General features: G+C 28.3%; 17 protein-coding genes and 1 tRNA gene. 13 read left to right on the forward strand and 5 right to left on the reverse strand.

The window, feature by feature from the left end; all coding sequences use genetic code 11:
• From ACFO3U_RS07305 to ACFO3U_RS07335, 7 genes are all read left to right on the forward strand, one after another.
• A partial coding sequence (locus ACFO3U_RS07305; RefSeq protein WP_379739929.1) for a hypothetical protein occupies positions 1-206 on the forward strand: 206 nt, incomplete at its 5' end.
• 12 nt (positions 207-218) lie between these two features.
• The gene (locus ACFO3U_RS07310; RefSeq protein WP_379739932.1) at positions 219-815 is read left to right on the forward strand and encodes a DUF6705 family protein; all 597 of its coding nucleotides are present in this window, start codon (positions 219-221) and stop codon (positions 813-815) included.
• A 757-nt stretch (positions 816-1,572) separates the two neighbouring features.
• A complete protein-coding gene (locus tag ACFO3U_RS07315; RefSeq protein WP_379739935.1) occupies positions 1,573-2,241 on the forward strand; it encodes a hypothetical protein in 669 nt (222 codons plus the stop codon).
• Between the two features lie 4 nt (positions 2,242-2,245).
• Positions 2,246-2,851, forward strand: a complete 606-nt coding sequence (locus ACFO3U_RS07320; RefSeq protein ID WP_379739937.1) for a DUF6705 family protein — start codon at positions 2,246-2,248, stop codon at positions 2,849-2,851.
• A gap of 817 nt (positions 2,852-3,668) precedes the next feature.
• Positions 3,669-3,821, forward strand: coding sequence for a hypothetical protein (locus ACFO3U_RS07325; RefSeq protein WP_379739940.1), 153 nt, complete (start codon positions 3,669-3,671; stop codon positions 3,819-3,821).
• A 75-nt stretch (positions 3,822-3,896) separates the two neighbouring features.
• A complete protein-coding gene (locus tag ACFO3U_RS07330) occupies positions 3,897-5,930 on the forward strand; it encodes a tetratricopeptide repeat-containing sensor histidine kinase (protein WP_379739943.1) in 2,034 nt (677 codons plus the stop codon).
• A gap of 2 nt (positions 5,931-5,932) precedes the next feature.
• On the forward strand, positions 5,933-6,598 hold the full coding sequence (locus ACFO3U_RS07335; protein WP_379739946.1) for a response regulator: 666 nt from the start codon (positions 5,933-5,935) through the stop codon (positions 6,596-6,598).
• A 341-nt stretch (positions 6,599-6,939) separates the two neighbouring features.
• On the opposite strand, the gene thiL is transcribed toward ACFO3U_RS07335, so the two are convergent.
• Positions 6,940-7,986 (reverse strand): thiamine-phosphate kinase, encoded by a 1,047-nt coding sequence (thiL, locus tag ACFO3U_RS07340; RefSeq protein WP_379739949.1) that lies wholly within the window; start codon positions 7,984-7,986, stop codon positions 6,940-6,942.
• Positions 7,987-8,094: 108 nt separating this feature from the next.
• Here thiL and ACFO3U_RS07345 point away from each other — a divergent pair, with 108 nt between their 5' ends.
• Genes ACFO3U_RS07345 through ACFO3U_RS07355 form a run of 3 tightly spaced genes read left to right on the forward strand, consistent with a single transcriptional unit; the run spans position 8,095 to position 10,426 of the window.
• Positions 8,095-8,835, forward strand: coding sequence for a prolipoprotein diacylglyceryl transferase family protein (locus ACFO3U_RS07345; protein WP_379739952.1), 741 nt, complete (start codon positions 8,095-8,097; stop codon positions 8,833-8,835).
• Complete coding sequence (locus ACFO3U_RS07350; protein ID WP_379739955.1) at positions 8,825-10,222, forward strand: radical SAM protein; 1,398 nt, start codon at positions 8,825-8,827, stop codon at positions 10,220-10,222. Before ACFO3U_RS07345 ends, ACFO3U_RS07350 begins: the two co-directional genes overlap by 11 nt.
• A 3-nt stretch (positions 10,223-10,225) precedes the next feature.
• A complete protein-coding gene (locus ACFO3U_RS07355) occupies positions 10,226-10,426 on the forward strand; it encodes a hypothetical protein (RefSeq protein WP_338377448.1) in 201 nt (66 codons plus the stop codon).
• Between the two features lie 248 nt (positions 10,427-10,674).
• Here ACFO3U_RS07355 and lepA read toward each other — a convergent pair whose 3' ends face one another.
• Positions 10,675-12,471, reverse strand: coding sequence for a translation elongation factor 4 (lepA, locus tag ACFO3U_RS07360; protein WP_379739958.1), 1,797 nt, complete (start codon positions 12,469-12,471; stop codon positions 10,675-10,677).
• A 157-nt stretch (positions 12,472-12,628) separates the two neighbouring features.
• Positions 12,629-13,792, reverse strand: coding sequence for a carboxypeptidase-like regulatory domain-containing protein (locus tag ACFO3U_RS07365; RefSeq protein ID WP_379739961.1), 1,164 nt, complete (start codon positions 13,790-13,792; stop codon positions 12,629-12,631).
• 164 nt (positions 13,793-13,956) lie between these two features.
• On the opposite strand from ACFO3U_RS07365, the gene dusB reads away from it, so the two are divergent.
• Positions 13,957-14,949 (forward strand): tRNA dihydrouridine synthase DusB, encoded by a 993-nt coding sequence (dusB, locus tag ACFO3U_RS07370; RefSeq protein ID WP_379739964.1) that lies wholly within the window; start codon positions 13,957-13,959, stop codon positions 14,947-14,949.
• Between the two features lies 1 nt (position 14,950).
• On the opposite strand, the gene ACFO3U_RS07375 is transcribed toward dusB, so the two are convergent.
• Together ACFO3U_RS07375 and rbfA are read right to left on the reverse strand one after the other, a co-directional pair.
• The gene (locus ACFO3U_RS07375) at positions 14,951-16,147 is read right to left on the reverse strand and encodes an ABC transporter permease (protein ID WP_379739967.1); all 1,197 of its coding nucleotides are present in this window, start codon (positions 16,145-16,147) and stop codon (positions 14,951-14,953) included.
• 1 nt (position 16,148) lies between these two features.
• Complete coding sequence (gene rbfA / locus ACFO3U_RS07380) at positions 16,149-16,541, reverse strand: 30S ribosome-binding factor RbfA (RefSeq protein ID WP_379739970.1); 393 nt, start codon at positions 16,539-16,541, stop codon at positions 16,149-16,151.
• 82 nt (positions 16,542-16,623) lie between these two features.
• Between rbfA and mce the strand changes: the two genes are divergently transcribed.
• Together mce and ACFO3U_RS07390 are read left to right on the forward strand one after the other, a co-directional pair.
• Positions 16,624-17,031 (forward strand): methylmalonyl-CoA epimerase, encoded by a 408-nt coding sequence (gene mce, locus ACFO3U_RS07385; protein WP_379739972.1) that lies wholly within the window; start codon positions 16,624-16,626, stop codon positions 17,029-17,031.
• Between the two features lie 52 nt (positions 17,032-17,083).
• Positions 17,084-17,157, forward strand: a tRNA-Ile gene (locus ACFO3U_RS07390).
• The last annotated feature ends 134 nt before the right edge of the window (positions 17,158-17,291 follow it).

Below are 17,291 nucleotides of genomic sequence, written 5' to 3' on the forward strand. Positions count from 1 at the left end.
AGAAAATAAAAAAAGAAGGACTTACAAACCAACTTGATTTTGCCAAAGTATTTTTAGACTTTATAAATAACCCTAATGACTCTAATCTAAATTTTAATGTATCTTTATACAGAATTTCTACATCACCAATCAATCAAAACGAATGGAAAAAATTAACTTTAGATAGTACAAAACCTAATGGAATCAGTGAAGATTCTTGTAATTAAAAACAAATAAAAATGAAAAAATATATTTATATAATAATGCTTATCAGCGTATCTTGTAAAGCTCAATACTCTTTACAAAATCATGATTCAGCAGGTGATTTACCGAGTGGGTCATATTGTGCTGATATTTTTAATGATTTTAACAATTATGTAGGCACATGGAAAGCGGTTCAAGGTAATAAAGAATTAACTTTTGTATTAATAAAAAAAACATATGTTTATTATCCTTTTAAAGATATTTATACAGATTTTTTAACTGGAGAATATATATATAAGGAAGGTAATCAAACTTTAATAGATACAACTCCAAATTTTACATCAACTGATGTTAGAGGGAATAATATAAATGGTAATCTATTTATTAAAGATAACGATTATTTTCCAATTTGTGATGATTGTTTTCCTAATGAGCGTAGAATACATTTGTATTTCAAAGACCCAACAAGAACACATGTTCATGCAGAGATTGTTTTAAGACATAAAGTTGTAAATGGTGTCCAATTAATTAAAGCTACTTTATATGAAACATTATCTATAACTGAAGAAGGTGATAATCTACCAGAACACATAACAGTTCCTGTTGGTGAATACACTTTAATAAAACAATAATAAATCTTTTTAAATATAATTAGTTAATACAAAAAGACTTATTGCTGAAACAATAAGTCTTTTTGTTATTTTTATTTAGAATATTCCAGCACTATTTAGGTTTAACACAATATCTTTAATATTGTATATAACTTTAGAAAACTATCGAGTTAACCCTAAAGAAGTTACAAAAATAATTGAGATAGAACTATCGTGTTTTGAAAGAAGTGTAGCACAATGACTAGGCCTGTCTTCTATTTCTTAAGACAAGAGTTAATTTTACACCACACATGCAAACTAAAGACAAAACGCTTGCAGATTTTTTAATATCCCTGCTGGTGAAAATTGTGGTACAACTTTTACAATTACAATTGACCCATGTAATTTATTAGGTGATTCCAGTGGAGGAAGTAACACCTCTACTACAGGAACTACAAGTAATACAAACACAAATAACACTTCTACGAGTGGAGATAGTGGTTCTGGAACTGGTACTGGGTTTACTTATGGATATGATTATACAACAAGTAATACTAACAATAATACTTATACAGGTGTTGGACAAACTTATGGAACTGGTGGCTCTACTACAAGTAGTACTGATTTAGGCAATCCTATAATTATTAACGTTGTACCTCCTTGTCCAACTTGCCCAGAGTTAGAAGAGGAAAATACAGATGATTGTAATCAAATTAAAAAAATTAACGATAATTCTAATATAAAGAGTAAGCTAAAATTATTAAAAGGTAAAACAAATGAAGCTCATGAAACAGCTTTTATGTTTTATAGAAATCCTGCGACGAACTCTGTAGGAGGCATATATTATGAAGGTACTAATGCTAATAATGGTGAAGTAGCTATTCAATATAATTCAACTTCTGTTTGTACAGCACATGTTCATCAATGGGGTGTTTTTCCAATGTTTACTCCAGGTGATTTGTGGGCAGTAAGTATTTTTACAGATTATTATGTTGCTCCAACCAGTGGACAACCACCATTTGAACTCGGGGATTTACCTTTTAATATAATGGTTTGTGATAGTCAAACACAAGAAGATATTAATAATTCTCCTTATGGTTATGCATATATTGTTGTCCCTAATGATGTTCAAGCATTTAAATCTCATTTAGCAACTTTACAAGACAAAAGAAAAAGAAAAGAATTAAATGAAGCTATGGAATATCTATATTCAGTACCTACATCAAGTTATAGCACAACTTATAATTGGAATACTAGAAATCAAGAAGATTTAGCCAAAGTATTTTTACAGTTTATAAATAATAATAGTAATAATTCTAATATGACAAATTTTGATGTTTCATTATATAGAATTAAATTTGATGCAAACAAAAATGTTACAGGTAATTGGGAACAACTCTCTTTACCAAATCCAACCAATAGTACCAGTACAAATGCCGAATTAATAAAAACACCTTGTAATAACTAAGATTATGAAAAAAATAATTATAATAACACTGTTTTTAAGCTTTGCTTGTAAAGCTCAGACACCAATTTATGGTATAAGAGAAAACAAACCATCTTCAATGATTACTAATAATTCATATAAAAAAGATATTTATAATGATTTTAATAAATTTATTGGTACTTGGAGCTACACAAATGGTAATAAAGTATTTTCTATAACTTTTCAAAAAAGAACAATGTTTTTTGATAATTTTGACAATGTTTATAAAGATTTATTAATAGCTGAATATACATATAGCGAAAATGGTGTAATTTTAGTGAATACACTTTCAAATATAAATAATACAGACCCATATGAATGTAATATTTCTTATGGTTTCTATTCTAATTGTAATTCTTTTCCACTAAATAGTGATTGTATTTCTACTGACACTAGAATAAAATTTGCTTTTTCGCAACCTGATAGGTTACATATTGATGGTTATATGATGGCAAACTATAGAGAAGAATTAGGAGAAGAAACTTTAGATATTTATATTTGGCAAACTATTTCTTTTATTCCTGATAATAGTAACCTTCCTACACATTTTACTGTACCTATTGGAGAGCATATGTTATTTACTAAATTATAAAATTCCTAAAAGCATTTTAACAAACATAAAAAGGCTTTTTGCTCACACAATAAGTCTTCTAGTTATTTTTATTTAGATAGTTCCAGTCATATTTAGGTTTGGAGTTGCTACCTTTGAGTAGACGAAATATTTAAGACTTTATTCTGCAAGATAAGAGTGTATTTTAATATTGAAGAAGGTACAGTTTTGAAGGCTAATAAGAAAGTAAAAGTAGGTTCAACTTATGGGCAAAATAGATTATCAAATAATTCTTTATTAAATTGTCCTACAATAGAGTATAAAGGATATCTTATTTTTGAAAATTAAGATTTCTATAAATATTGTTTTATTAAACTACTGAGGGGTGAAAATTTTTAAGGTGTTTATGATAGAATGATAAAAAATGCGCAAAAATAATATCTTCAAGAACAAGATTTATTTTTGCTTTTTTTGTTTATTACTCTCAATCAGATTTAGATAAAATTTTAAAAAGTTGAAGAATAATAGTTAATGGATTATTGTTTCTTAAAAAAGATTTGAAAAGTGTGTTTTTTAAAAATTAAAATAGCAAATTTTTTTTCATTTCACGACATTTCTTTCGTTAAAAAACAAAATTTATCGTTTAAAATTTTTTTTAAATAAGAAAAACCTTAAATTTTTATTATTTTTCTTAAAAAAATCTACCATTAAAAAATGTCAATCTACCATTTTTTTTAATTCTATCACATTTATTCACCTTCAAAATAGATATGATTACCCATGTTGTTCGAAATTGGAATAGGATAAAACTAATTTTATTGAAACAAAAAACAAATTTAAACCCTTAACTCTATTTATTATGAAAAAACTTATTGCTGCTTTCGCTATTGTAGTATTTACTGTAACATTAACCTCTTATAACAATTCTGGTGATGATCAAATCGCTGGTGATAACAGCTCAACTCAAACTCAAGAACCAGGTGGTGTTATTCAAGATGTTGGAGGAATTTAAAATATTTTTTTTAATTGAATAATTAAAAAGTGGTAAAATGATATATTTTACCACTTTTTTTTTATTTTCGTAAGCATGAATATCAGTTTTAAAAAAATATTTTTTTTAATAATTATTCTATCATTTTATTTTTGCAACAATAAAAAAAATTATGATACAATAAGTCATAATATTAATGATAGTATTGTTTATTATAATGACAATATCAAAAATTTAAGTATTTCAGATTCACTAAAAAAATCTCTGAACGATAAAGTATTTAAATTAAATAAGTTAAATACAAACGATTCTATAAGAATAAAAAATAATGATACAATTGCTTATAACTATTTTAGATTAAATTATTTTGATGATTATAATAAAGTTGTAAAATATAATTACTCTGAATCATTAAAACTTAGAGATACTTCCAGAATTATTAAAAGCACTATAAATTATGGACATTATTATTTAAGAAGAAATTTTTATGATAGTGCATTTTATTACTTTGATAAATCTCAAAAATTATATATTGCTAATAATGAAGTGGATAAATCAAATGAATTAGCAATTGAAAAAGCCACAATTCAATATTATAAAGGGGATTATTTAGGAAGTGAAACCACAATTTTGAAGTCATTATCATTTTTTAAAAAAAAGAATGATAATTTTAAATTGAACGCTGCTTATACTATTATTGGGCTTTGTAAGATGGATCTCAAAGAGTATGATGAGTCTATTGAATATCTTAATCTAGCTTTAGATTTATCAAAAAAAATAAATGCAAATAATTCTACTGATCCAATTTTATTGAATAATATTGGCTTGGTCTATTTCAAAAAAGGAGATTATAAAAAAGCTATTGAGTATTATTTGCAAATTATAAATAACACTGAAGTTAAAACGTCTAATTTTCAAGTATATACTTTTGCAAAACAATTTTTGACTTATTCTAAATTTAAATTAGGAGATATAAAAAATTTTGAAAGTGAATACAATGAAGTTATAAAAAATTATAAAAATTTAAATATTTCACTTGTTCAGCCTTATGTTCAACTTTCGGAAATATATGAAGAGAAAAAAGACATTAACAAGGCTCAAAAATTAGCTACCGAAGCTTATAATATATCAATAAAAGATAATTTGTTTAGGGATAAATTGTTAGCAATAAAACAATTAGCAAATGTTTTTCCTGATAAGGCAAAGTATTATTCAGACGAGTATGTAAAGCTCAATGATAGTATTGCAACACTAGATAAAAAGATTCAAAATACATTTGCTCGAATTGAGTATAGAGTAGATGAATTAAATAATGAAAACCTTTTGTTAGCTGAAAGAAACAAACAGTTAATTTACTATTCTGTAATAGGTGTTTTGTTATTGTCAATGTTTTATTTTTATAGATGGCAAAAACAAAAACAAAAAGAATTATTATTAGTACAAGAACAACAGCAGGCCAATGAAGAAGTTTATAATATGATGATTAATCAACAAAACCAAATGGATTTTGTAAAAGCACAAGAACAAAAAAGAATTTCTCAAGAATTACATGATGCCATTTTAGGAAAGCTTTTTGGTGCAAGAATGAATCTTGATTTTTTAAATAACAATGAATCTGAAGAAATAAAAAAAGAAAAAGAAAAATATATCCAAGAAATCATTCAAGTTGAAAAACAAATTAGACAAATTTCTCATGAGTTAAATGATGATCAGAGAACCATTATTAATAACTATCAAATGATGATTGATAAACTTGTTGAAGAACAAGAGACACTTTTAAATTTGAAAATTGATTATGTTTTTAATGAAAAAATTCCTTGGGAAAAGCTTACTGCTGAAGAAAAAATTAATTTATATAGAATCTTCCAAGAAACATTTCATAATATAAATAAATATGCAAAAGCAAAAAAAGTAATTTTTTCATTCACACTTGATTTTAATAAATTAAAAATCAGTATATTAGATGATGGTATTGGCTTTGATGCAAAGAGAATTGCCAAAGGAATAGGCATTAAAAACATGAAAGAAAGAGCAAAATTAATTAACGCTATTTACACTATTGAATCAGAAATTAACAAAGGAACTAGAACCCAAATAATACTTGAAATAAACCCCAACAAAGAATTTTAATTATGAAAAAACTTACTGTTTTCATGGCTGATGATCACCCTTTTATCATCGAAGCATATAACAATACTATTAAAAGTTATGAAAATGAATATGATATAGTAGTATTTAAGGCAAGCAATTGTAAAGAAGCTTATGAAATTTTAAACAATAGCGAAACACCAAACTTCAATTTGGCTTTTTTAGACGTTAGTATGCCTCCATTTGAAGAAAGAAATGTTTTGACAGGTGAAGATGTTGCAAGGATTCTTAAAACAAAACAACCACAATGTAAAATCATTATGCTAACAATGCTTTCTGATGCTTTACGAATTTTAAATATTATTAAAAATATTAATCCAAATGGTTTAATCATAAAAAATGATTTAACTTTTGATGAGCTTAAAAACGCTTTTGAGAAAATTTTAAGTGGTGAAAATTATTACAGTCAAACGGTTGTAAAATACGTTAGTCAGTCTGTTTCTATTGAAAACAGCCCTATTGATGAATTGGACAGACAAATTTTGTATCATATTTCAAGAGGTGTAAAAACTAAAAATATACCAATGTATACCTCTATGTCATTAAGCACGATAGAAAAGCGAAAGTTAAGCTTAAAACAACTTTTTAAAGTTAAGGAAGGTTCTGACGAAGATTTAATCAGGGAGGCTAGAGAAAGAGGCTTTTTATAACAATTTTACGGTAAAACCGTAATACAAAGACGTTGAAACCGCAGACAACTTTAGATACTTTAATGTAATTTAGCCAATGGAAACCTAACAGAGTTTTTCATACGTTCTTATAATATTTTATGTGTCTATTAATTAAATCTAAAGGGTTAATTTTTTCGTAATTTTTTAATCCTTTAGATTTAATATAAAATCTAATAAAACAGATGAAAAGTGAAGCCCTGCATTTGCCCCAAGCGAAACTTAACATGCTAAGCCAGATTCTGTTTTATTTTATTTTAAAAATTAAAAAAGCGAATGCATTACTAAATGTCATTCGCTTTTTTGTTTTTACTTTTATCTTATTATTCTTTTAAAGCATTCCAACCTTTAGCCTTCAAGGCAATTTTAGTGTTTGCTCTTGTAATTAAGTGCATTCCTTCTTTTTCATTGACCATGTGACCAATAACAGTAAAATTTGGGTTTGCCTTAATTTTATCAAAATCCTCTAATTTAATAGTGAATAGCAATTCATAATCTTCTCCACCATTTATAGCAACGGTTGTACTATCAATATTAAATTCTTCACAAACATTAATTAATTGTGGATCTAAGGGTAATTTTTCTTCAAATAAATTACAACCTACATTACTTTGCTTGCAAATATGCATGATTTCAGAAGAAAGTCCATCCGAAATATCAATCATGGATGTTGGTTTTACTTCTAATTGAGCTAATAATTCTTTGATATCTTTTCTTGCTTCAGGTTTTAGTTGTCTTTCAATTAAATACGTATAAGCATCTAAATCAGGTTGGTTGTTTGGATTCACCTGAAACACTTGCTTTTCACGTTCCAAAACTTGTAAACCCATATAAGCTGAACCAATATCTCCAGTAACTACTAATAAATCATTTTCTTTAGCACCATTTCTATATACTAATTCTTTTTCATCAGCTTCACCAATTGCTGTGATTGAAATAATCATGCCTTTTTGAGAAGAAGTTGTATCACCACCAACCACATCAACATTATAAATTTTAGTTGCTAAGGCAATTCCGTCAAACAATTCTTCTAGAGCTTCTAACGGAAAACGATTAGAAACAGCTATAGAAACCGTTATTTGTGTAGGAACAGCATTCATGGCATAAATGTCAGAAAGATTTACTACAACGGCTTTATAGCCCAAATGTTTCAAAGGCATATAACTCAAATCAAAATGAACACCTTCTATGAGTAAATCGGTAGAAATTACAGCTTTTTTCTTTTTAAAGTCAATTACTGCAGCATCATCACCAATACTTTTTAGAGTTGATTTTTGCTTAATATCAAATTGTTTGGTTAAATGGTCTATTAATCCAAATTCACCTAACTGCGATAAATCTGTTCTCTGAGGGTTTTTGTCTTCTATCATTTGGCAAAGGTACAAAGGAATTTTATTTGCTAAAAGATTGAAGGGCACAAAGATTTATTAAAATATAGTTGTTCAATAAATTTCTTACTTTTGATAAAAAAGATTTGCATGACAATTCCGTTTGAACCAATATTCTTTGGTCATGAAATTAATATTCATTTAATACTTGAATATTTAGCGTTTTTCATAGCTTTTAGATATTATGTTTTTTTAAGAAAAAGTTCTACAGATGTTATTCCAAATTCAAATAGACTTTCTATAATTCTAGGAGCAGCAATTGGAGCTTTAATAGGTTCTAGAATTGTTGCTATTTTAGAAAATCCAATTTTTACTTTTGATATTTCTGTTTTAATTACACTTCTAAATTCAAAAACCATAATGGGTGGATTATTTGGGGGTTTATTAGGAGTTGAAATTGCTAAAACAATCATAAACGAAAAACGTTCTTCAGGTGATTTATTCGTTTTCCCAATTATTGTTGGAATTTTTATTGGTAGAATAGGTTGTTTCTTATCGGGAACAAATGAGTTTACTTATGGGAAGACAACCACTTTTTTTCTGGGAATGAATTTAGGTGATAGATTAAATAGACATCCAATTGCTCTTTATGAATTAGTTTTTCTTCTACTTTTATTCCTATTTTTATGGAAACTAAAACGAAGAGATTTGAAAAATGGTTTATTATTTCAATATTTCATGATTTGCTATTTTGCATTTCGCTTTTTTATAGAGTTTTTAAAGCCTAATGTGTTTTTTATAGTAGGATTAAGTTCTATTCAGATTTTATGCTTAATATGTTTACTTTATTATAACAAAACAATTATAAATTTATTCAAAAATGCCCGTTAGAAACTATACTTATTACGATTATACTTTAAGCCTTTGCCCAGAATGTTTAAAACGAATAGATGCTAAAATTGTTTTTGAAAACGATAAGGTTTACATGCTAAAACGTTGTCCAGAACACGGAAAATCAAAAGTATTGATTGCTGATGATATTCCTTATTATAAAAATATTAGAAATTATAACAAACCTTCAGAAACTCCTTATAAATTCAATACTAAAACTGATTTTGGTTGCCCTTACGATTGTGGGTTGTGTCCCGATCATGAACAGCATTCATGTTTAACTGTGATTGAAGTTACGGATAGATGTAATTTGACTTGTCCAACTTGTTATGCCGGTTCATCACCAACTTATGGTAGACATCGTACTTTAGATGAGGTTAAAGCCATGTTAGATACCATTGTTTTGAATGAAAAAGAACCTGATGTAGTTCAGATTAGTGGTGGAGAACCTACAATTCATCCTAATTTTTTTGAAATTTTGGATTATGCCAAATCGCTTCCCATTCGACATTTAATGTTAAATACTAACGGAATTAAAATTGCAAAAGACAAAGAGTTTGCGAAACAATTGAAAAGTTATGCTCCAGATTTCGAAATATATCTACAATTTGATTCTTTTGAAAATAGTGTTTTGCAAGAATTAAGAGGTGCAGATTTAAATGAAATTAGGAAGCAAGCTATTGAAAATCTAAACGAACTTAATTTATCAACTACTTTAGTAGTAACATTACAAAAAGGATTGAATGATAATGAAATTGGTAAAATAATTGAGTTTGCCTTACAACAAAAATGTGTTCGTGGAGTCACATTTCAACCCACACAAATTGCAGGAAGACTAGAAAATTTCAACCCAGAAAGAGATCGAATGACTTTGACTGAAGTTCGCAGAAAAATTTTAGAACAAACTGCTGTCTTCAATCCAGATGATTTATTGCCTGTACCTTGTAATCCTGATGCTTTGGTTATGGGTTATGCTTTGAAATTAGATAACGAAGTTTTTCCATTGACAAGATATATAAATCCGAATGATTTATTAGATAATAGTAAAAACACTATCATTTATGAGCAAGACAATGTTCTTCAAGAAAAAATGATAGAATTATTCAGTACTGGAAATTCTGTAGAAGTTGCTGAAGAAAATTTAAAATCTATTATGTGCTGTTTACCAAATATTGATGCACCAAATTTAGGATATGATAATTTATTTAGAATAATCATCATGCAATTCATTGATGCTTATAATTTTGATGTAAGAGCTATAAAGAAGTCATGTGTTCACATAGTGAATAAAGACAATAAAATAATTCCATTTGAAACTATGAATTTATTTTACAGAGACGAAAAATTAGCAAGATTAGAAGAATTAAGAAACGAAATTAAATTTTAGCATATGATAGCATTAGAAGGAAATATAGATTTAAGTGGTTTGATTATAATTTTGGTGTTAATAATGGTTGGACCACCAATTTTATTAACTATTATTGGCTTTGCAGTCAAGAAAAATAATCCTAAAGCTGCAAAAGTATTATTCATTTTAGCAGCATTATATTTACTAATAGGATTGGGAATTTGTGGAAGTTTAATGCGTTAAAAATGAAAGAATGATTGTTTTTAATACCATTATGTGTTTTTATTTTACCAACTATTTTTTTATTTAGAGAAGGTTTTTCTCATAGAAAGTCAAAACCAGATAAGGCTAAAGTTTGGTATATTTTAGCAGCATTATATTTAATAATAGGTTTTGGGATTTGTGGAAGTATTATCGGATAATAAAAAACCCAACAACTTGCGTTATCGGGTTTGGTCTATTTTCTTTATTCTATTCTCTATGTTCTTTTTTTAATCATTCAACTTCAAAACAGCCATAAATGCTTCTTGCGGAATTTCAACATTTCCTACTTGACGCATACGTTTTTTACCTTTTTTCTGTTTTTCTAAAAGTTTACGCTTACGCGAAATGTCTCCACCATAACATTTGGCAGTTACATCTTTTCTCAAGGCTTTTATCGTTTCACGAGCAATAATTTTTGCTCCAATTGCTGCTTGAATCGGAATATCAAATTGTTGTCTTGGGATTAATTCTTTTAATTTTTCACACATTTTTTTACCAATGTAGTAAGCATTACTTTCATGAATTAGAGCAGAAAGTGCATCCACTGATTGAGCATTTAATAAAACATCTAATTTCACTAATTTTGATTCACGCATTCCAATAGGTGAGTAATCAAAAGAAGCATATCCTTTAGAAACAGTTTTTAATCTGTCATAAAAATCAAATACAATTTCGGCTAAAGGCATATCAAAATTCAATTCAACTCGTTCTGTTGTTAAATACGTTTGATTGGTAATTACACCACGTTTTTCAATACAAAGACTCATAACATTTCCAACGAAATCAGCTTTTGTAATAATGGTTGCTTTAATGTATGGTTCTTCAACTCTGTCTAGTTTTGAAGGTTCAGGTAAATCAGAAGGATTGTTTACAATTAAAACTGTATCAGGTTCTTTCTTAGTGTAAGCATGATACGAAACGTTGGGAACTGTAGTGATAACAGTCATGTCAAACTCACGTTCTAAACGCTCTTGGATAATTTCCATGTGCAACATTCCTAAGAATCCACAACGGAAACCAAATCCTAAAGCTGCTGAACTTTCAGCCGTAAATACTAATGAAGCATCATTCAACTGTAATTTTTCCATCGAAGCACGTAAATCTTCAAAATCTTCTGTGTCTACTGGATAAATTCCAGCAAATACCATCGGTTTTACGTCTTCAAAACCTGTAATCATATTAGTGGTTGGTGTTTTTGCATCAGTAATGGTATCACCAACTTTAACTTCTTTAGCTTCTTTAATTCCAGAAATCAAATATCCAACATCACCTGTAGAGATTTTATCTTTTGGTACTTGATTTAATTTTAATGTTCCCACTTCATCTGCAAAATATTCATTGCCTGTTGCCATGAATTTGATTTTTTGCCCTTTTTTAATTTCTCCATTTTTGATTCGGAAAATAACTTCAATACCTCTAAAAGGATTGTAATGAGAATCGAAAATCAAAGCTTGTAACGGTTCATCAACATTTCCTTTTGGAGCAGGAACTTTTTCTATAATAGCTTCAAGTATTTTATCCACTCCAAAACCAGTTTTCCCTGAAGCATGAATAATATCTTCCAGTTTACATCCTAATAAATCAATAATATCATCACTAACTTCTTCTGGATTGGCACTTGGTAAATCTACTTTATTTAAAACTGGAATAATTTCCAAGTCGTTTTCTAAAGCTAAATACAAATTAGAAATCGTTTGTGCTTGAATACTTTGTGCTGCATCAACAATCAACAAAGCTCCTTCACAAGCAGCAATGGAACGAGAAACTTCATAAGAAAAATCAACATGTCCTGGTGTGTCAATTAAATTTAAAATATAATCTTCTCCATTGTGTCTATAATTCATTTGAATAGCGTGACTTTTAATGGTAATTCCACGTTCACGTTCCAAATCCATATTGTCCAATAACTGTGCTTTTTCTTCACGAGCTGTTACGGTCTGAGTCGCACCAAGAAGCCTGTCGGCAAGCGTACTTTTTCCGTGATCAATATGAGCTATTATACAAAAATTTCTAATGTTTTTCATTCTCTTTTTCTTTCTTTATATAGAAATGCCAGTGCATTTAATCTGCAAATATAATTCAAAGTTTAGATTTAATCATATAACTTTGAATTATTGATAAATTAACTTCAAAAAAAAATGCTCTTTTTAAGAGCATTTTTGATGTTTTTATAGAATAGAATTATAAATTTAAAATAATATATTGAAGAATTAAGGCAGAATTACCAATATTTGCATTAGCATGATTATGGAATGTTGTATAGAATATTCTTCCACTATTAGTTGAACCACTACAAGATCCTAATGTGTCACCATGAGCTTGATGTGCTGGCCATGCGTTTTGATTAATTGTAATTGTAATATATGGGTTATTACTATCAAGAGTTTGGTGGCAAATAGTAATCCAACCTGAATTATTAGAGTTTCCAACAGGTGTGTCTTCTAAATTTGCATCGTGAAAACTATTTGTTGTAATCATTAAAGCTTCATTATTAATTGGATTTTTAACAAGTACTTCCCAAAATGTATTGTCGTACATAGATATTCTTTCCCAGCTACCTAGGTCATAATCAATATCAATTGTGAAAAAATTTAAAGCGTTTCCTAAAGCATTACTAGTAATTTGAGAGCTAATAATTCCAGAGGAACCATTATTTGTTGTACAAAGTGTTGAATCTGGAATGAAGCCTCCTGGCATATTACAACCGGTTGAGTTTCTATTTCCTCCAGTTAAATAGGCCACATCCCAGTCAGAAGCATATAAACTACCTCCATTTGTAACATATTTAGCTAAATTAGTGTAAACAGCGTTGTCATTTATTGAATTTGTTGGTCTAGATCCACAGTTTAGAAATATAATATCATATTGTGACATTAGCGTATAATCATTTAAGTCGTTATAAGTAATTAAGTCAATATTATAACCTATTCCCATCACGATGTCTTCAATGTTATCAAAACTACCACTCACGTAAGCCATACTTGCAACTTGAGTTAGTTTTGTTAAAGATTGATCTAATTCTATTGTTTGATTATGAGTAACATCGACATTTACTTTAGTTCTAAAATTGGATCCACCACCAGTTTGGATGTGAATTTCTCTATTTCCAACAGGAGATTTTAATGAAAAGTCTCCATTAGAATCAGTATAGGTATATTGCACTTCATTTTTATCATCAAAAACGAAGACTAAAGCTCCTCCAACGGGTTTTAAATTGTTAATTGTAGTTACTTTACCTAAAACGGTTCCAGATTGTTCTTCGAAGTTTTGATTGTCATCTTTACTACAACTCATTATGCTTAAAAAAGTAAAAAGTATTAGTGTTAATAATTTAATTTTTTTCATGTATTTGAAGTTTTGATTAGTGTTATATGTATTCAAATATATAAAAAAATGTTAAAAACCAATAGTTTTAACGAAAAAATTGACAAAATTCAAGAATATAATAATTTGGGTATTAAATTATTAGTATTAAAAATTAGTACATTTGCCAAAAATTTGATTAGATAATGCCAAAAATAGGAAACATAATTTTACCAGAATTTCCTTTGTTACTTGCACCTATGGAAGATGTGAGCGATCCACCATTTCGTAGATTGTGTAAATTACATGGTGCAGATTTAATGTATTCTGAGTTCATTTCGTCAGAAGGATTGATTCGAGATGCTATGAAAAGCATGAAGAAATTGGATATATTTGATTATGAAAGACCCGTTGGGATCCAAATTTTTGGTGGTGATGAAGAAGCTATGTCTGAAAGTGCTAGAATTGTAGAAACGGTTCAGCCTGACTTAGTAGATATTAATTTTGGCTGTCCAGTAAAAAAAGTAGTGACTAAAGGAGCAGGAGCAGGAGTTTTGAAAGATGTAGATTTAATGATTCGTTTAACAAAAGCAGTTATTAGAGGAACTTCATTGCCTGTGACAGTTAAAACTCGTTTAGGTTGGGATGATGCTTCAATCAATATTGATGAGGTAGCTGAACGATTGCAAGATATAGGTGTACAAGCGTTGTCCATTCATGCTAGAACTCGTGCCCAAATGTATAAAGGTCATTCTGATTGGAGTCATATTGCTCGAGTGAAAAATAATCAAAGAATTACAATGCCAATTTTTGGAAATGGTGATATTGATTCTCCTGAAAAAGCCTTAGCATACAAAAATGAATATGGTATTGACGGAATAATGATAGGAAGAGCTGCTATTGGAAACCCTTGGATTTTTAATGAAATAAAACATTTCATGAAAACAGGAGAACATTTGGCTCAACCAACAATGAATGATAGAATCGAAGCAGCCAAAAATCATTTAATTTGGTCTATGGAATGGAAAGGTGAGCATTTAGGAATTATAGAAATGCGTCGTCATTATACCAATTATTTTAAAGGGATCCACTCTTTTAAAGAATACAAACAACGTTTAGTTACTACAGATGATGCAAACGGATTGATGCAAATTTTTGATGAAATCAGCCAAGTTTATGCCGATTATCAGTTTTCATAAATTATTCTACTAATTTTTTTGAAACCGTATTGCTTGCAATCCAAGAGGCAATGATTCCTAATAAGTATATGGTTGCAATTACAATTATGATGTTTTTAACTTCAAAAACTACTGGATAAGGTAACGTTTCATTAACCATCACCAAATTAAATTGTTGTTGCATTATAATAATGATGATACCTAAAATTAGACCAATTAAACCTCCAAAAAAGGTAAGCAAACTTCCCTGAAAAAAGAATATTCCTCTCAATTGTTTTACTTCAACACCTAAATTATATAACGTTTTTAAATTTGACTTTTTATCAATAATCATCATGATTAAAGCACCAATCAAGTTAAATAAAGCAATGATAATTACCAGTGTAAAAATCAAGTAAACTGCAATGTTTTCTGTATTTAACATTTTGTAAAGTGAATCATTTAACTGTGCTCTGTTTTTAATAAGTACTTTGTCTTTAAATATGGAATTTAATTCTGCAATAGCTTTTTCTTCGGAAGAATTAGGTTTTAGTTTAAATTCAATATTTGTGACTTGATTTGGTTTGAAACCTAATAATTCTTGTGCAATTTCAATATCACAATAGACAAATTTATTATCAATTTCATCATTCAATGAATAAATCCCAACCGGAATTAATGAGGCTCTTTTGAAATCATCTTCGCTTGAAAGTTGCCCTTTTTTGGGTTTTGGAGCTATAACTTCTAGTCGATTGTTAAAATCTAATAAACCTATGGATAATTTTCTCATTATACCAGCACCAATTATAGCTTGATTAGTTTCAGGTTCAATCCAAGAGCCAGCATAAAGTTGTTCATTAAATGTTGTAACATCAGAATACAAAGAATCAACACCTTTGATGTAAGCAACTTGTTCTTTTTCATCATACAAAAAGAAAACACGTTCTTCAACTACTTTACTAAATGTAGAAAAATTTGTAGATTTTTTTAATTGATTGTTTTGTTCGTCAGAAAGAACAAAAGATTTTCCTTTAGAAGCTTCAATTTTAATATCAGGATCGGTAGAATTACTAAAACTTAAGCTAAATTCCTTTAAACCACTAAAGACTGACATGACTACAAATAAAGCCATAGCACTAACAATAATTCCAAGTGAAGCAATAAGTGTAATAATATTTATTGCAGTGCTTTTACTGAAACTTAGTGCATATCTCTTAGCTATGTAAAAAGGAAAATTCAAGTTAAGATTTTTTTCTTTTGTCTAATAAATCAGGGTTTTCAATTGGATTTTCATTCCCTTTTAAAGCATTGTCAATTCCTTCGATATAATCTAAACTGTCATCAATATAAAATGTAAGATTAGGAACTTTTCTTAATTGATTCTTTACGCGTTGTGCTAAATCGTGCTTTATTAAAGGAGTATTTGTTTTAATAGCTGCTAAAATTTCTGGTGCTTTGTCTGTTGGAAAAACACTTAAATGAACTTTAGCAATTGATAAATCTGTAGTAACATTAACTTTTGATATTGAAATAATTAGGTTGTTGATTCCGTTTTTACGGATTTCTCCTTGCAAAATATCAACCAAGTCATTTTGCAATAAAGCACCAATTTTTTTTTGTCTGTTCGTTTCCATTTGGCAAAAATACGATTTTTTTAAAGTCACTTATAATATATATGATAGGATTTTATTTTATAATTTTACAAAAAAATAAAAAATGAGAAAAATTGAACATATAGGTATCGCGGTTAAAGATTTAAATGAATCCAATAAACTTTTTGCAAAACTTTTTGGAAATCCACCCTATAAAGAAGAAGAAGTTGCTTCTGAAGGTGTAAAAACTTCTTTTTTTTTGAATGGTCCAAATAAAATTGAACTATTAGAAGCAACTAATGAAAATAGTCCAATTGCTAAATTTTTAGAAAAAAAAGGAGAAGGAATTCATCACATTGCCTTTGAAGTTGAAGATATTGAATCAGAAATAATTAGATTAGAAAAAGAAGGCTTCGTATTAATAAATGACAAACCTAAAAATGGAGCAGATAATAAGTTGGTTGTTTTTTTGCATCCAAAAAGTACAAATGGGGTTTTGATAGAACTTTGTCAAGAAATTAAAGAAAAGTAATATAAGACTTGCAAGCAATTAAAAATAGTAGTAATATTGCACTCTCAAAACTGGTCCTATAGCTCAGTTGGTTAGAGCACCTGACTCATAATCAGGTGGTCCCTGGTTCGAGCCCAGGTGGGACCACAATGAAAAGCCTTTCTTTTGAAAGGCTTTTTTAATAAAAACGATGTTTTTTGTATTTAACAGACAATAAGTGCATTTGAGGTTATTTTTATATTATTATTAATTTAAAAATTTTGTTAGTAATTTTTTTTTTT

Source organism: Flavobacterium ponti, from assembly GCF_042652765.1.
GTDB lineage: Bacteria > Bacteroidota > Bacteroidia > Flavobacteriales > Flavobacteriaceae > Flavobacterium > Flavobacterium ponti.

Coding starts and splice junctions, on each gene's coding strand:
- ACFO3U_RS07335 (WP_379739946.1), top strand. CDS start 5,933: ATGAAAAAACTTACTGTTTTCATGGCTGATGATCACCCTTTTATCATC.
- lepA (WP_379739958.1), bottom strand. CDS start 12,471: ATGAAAAACATTAGAAATTTTTGTATAATAGCTCATATTGATCACGGA.
- ACFO3U_RS07320 (WP_379739937.1), top strand. CDS start 2,246: ATGAAAAAAATAATTATAATAACACTGTTTTTAAGCTTTGCTTGTAAA.
- mce (WP_379739972.1), top strand. CDS start 16,624: ATGAGAAAAATTGAACATATAGGTATCGCGGTTAAAGATTTAAATGAA.
- ACFO3U_RS07330 (WP_379739943.1), top strand. CDS start 3,897: ATGAATATCAGTTTTAAAAAAATATTTTTTTTAATAATTATTCTATCA.
- ACFO3U_RS07310 (WP_379739932.1), top strand. CDS start 219: ATGAAAAAATATATTTATATAATAATGCTTATCAGCGTATCTTGTAAA.
- ACFO3U_RS07355 (WP_338377448.1), top strand. CDS start 10,226: ATGATAGCATTAGAAGGAAATATAGATTTAAGTGGTTTGATTATAATT.
- ACFO3U_RS07350 (WP_379739955.1), top strand. CDS start 8,825: ATGCCCGTTAGAAACTATACTTATTACGATTATACTTTAAGCCTTTGC.
- thiL (WP_379739949.1), bottom strand. CDS start 7,986: ATGATAGAAGACAAAAACCCTCAGAGAACAGATTTATCGCAGTTAGGT.
- ACFO3U_RS07365 (WP_379739961.1), bottom strand. CDS start 13,792: ATGAAAAAAATTAAATTATTAACACTAATACTTTTTACTTTTTTAAGC.
- ACFO3U_RS07345 (WP_379739952.1), top strand. CDS start 8,095: ATGACAATTCCGTTTGAACCAATATTCTTTGGTCATGAAATTAATATT.
- ACFO3U_RS07315 (WP_379739935.1), top strand. CDS start 1,573: ATGTTTTATAGAAATCCTGCGACGAACTCTGTAGGAGGCATATATTAT.
- dusB (WP_379739964.1), top strand. CDS start 13,957: ATGCCAAAAATAGGAAACATAATTTTACCAGAATTTCCTTTGTTACTT.
- ACFO3U_RS07325 (WP_379739940.1), top strand. CDS start 3,669: ATGAAAAAACTTATTGCTGCTTTCGCTATTGTAGTATTTACTGTAACA.
- rbfA (WP_379739970.1), bottom strand. CDS start 16,541: ATGGAAACGAACAGACAAAAAAAAATTGGTGCTTTATTGCAAAATGAC.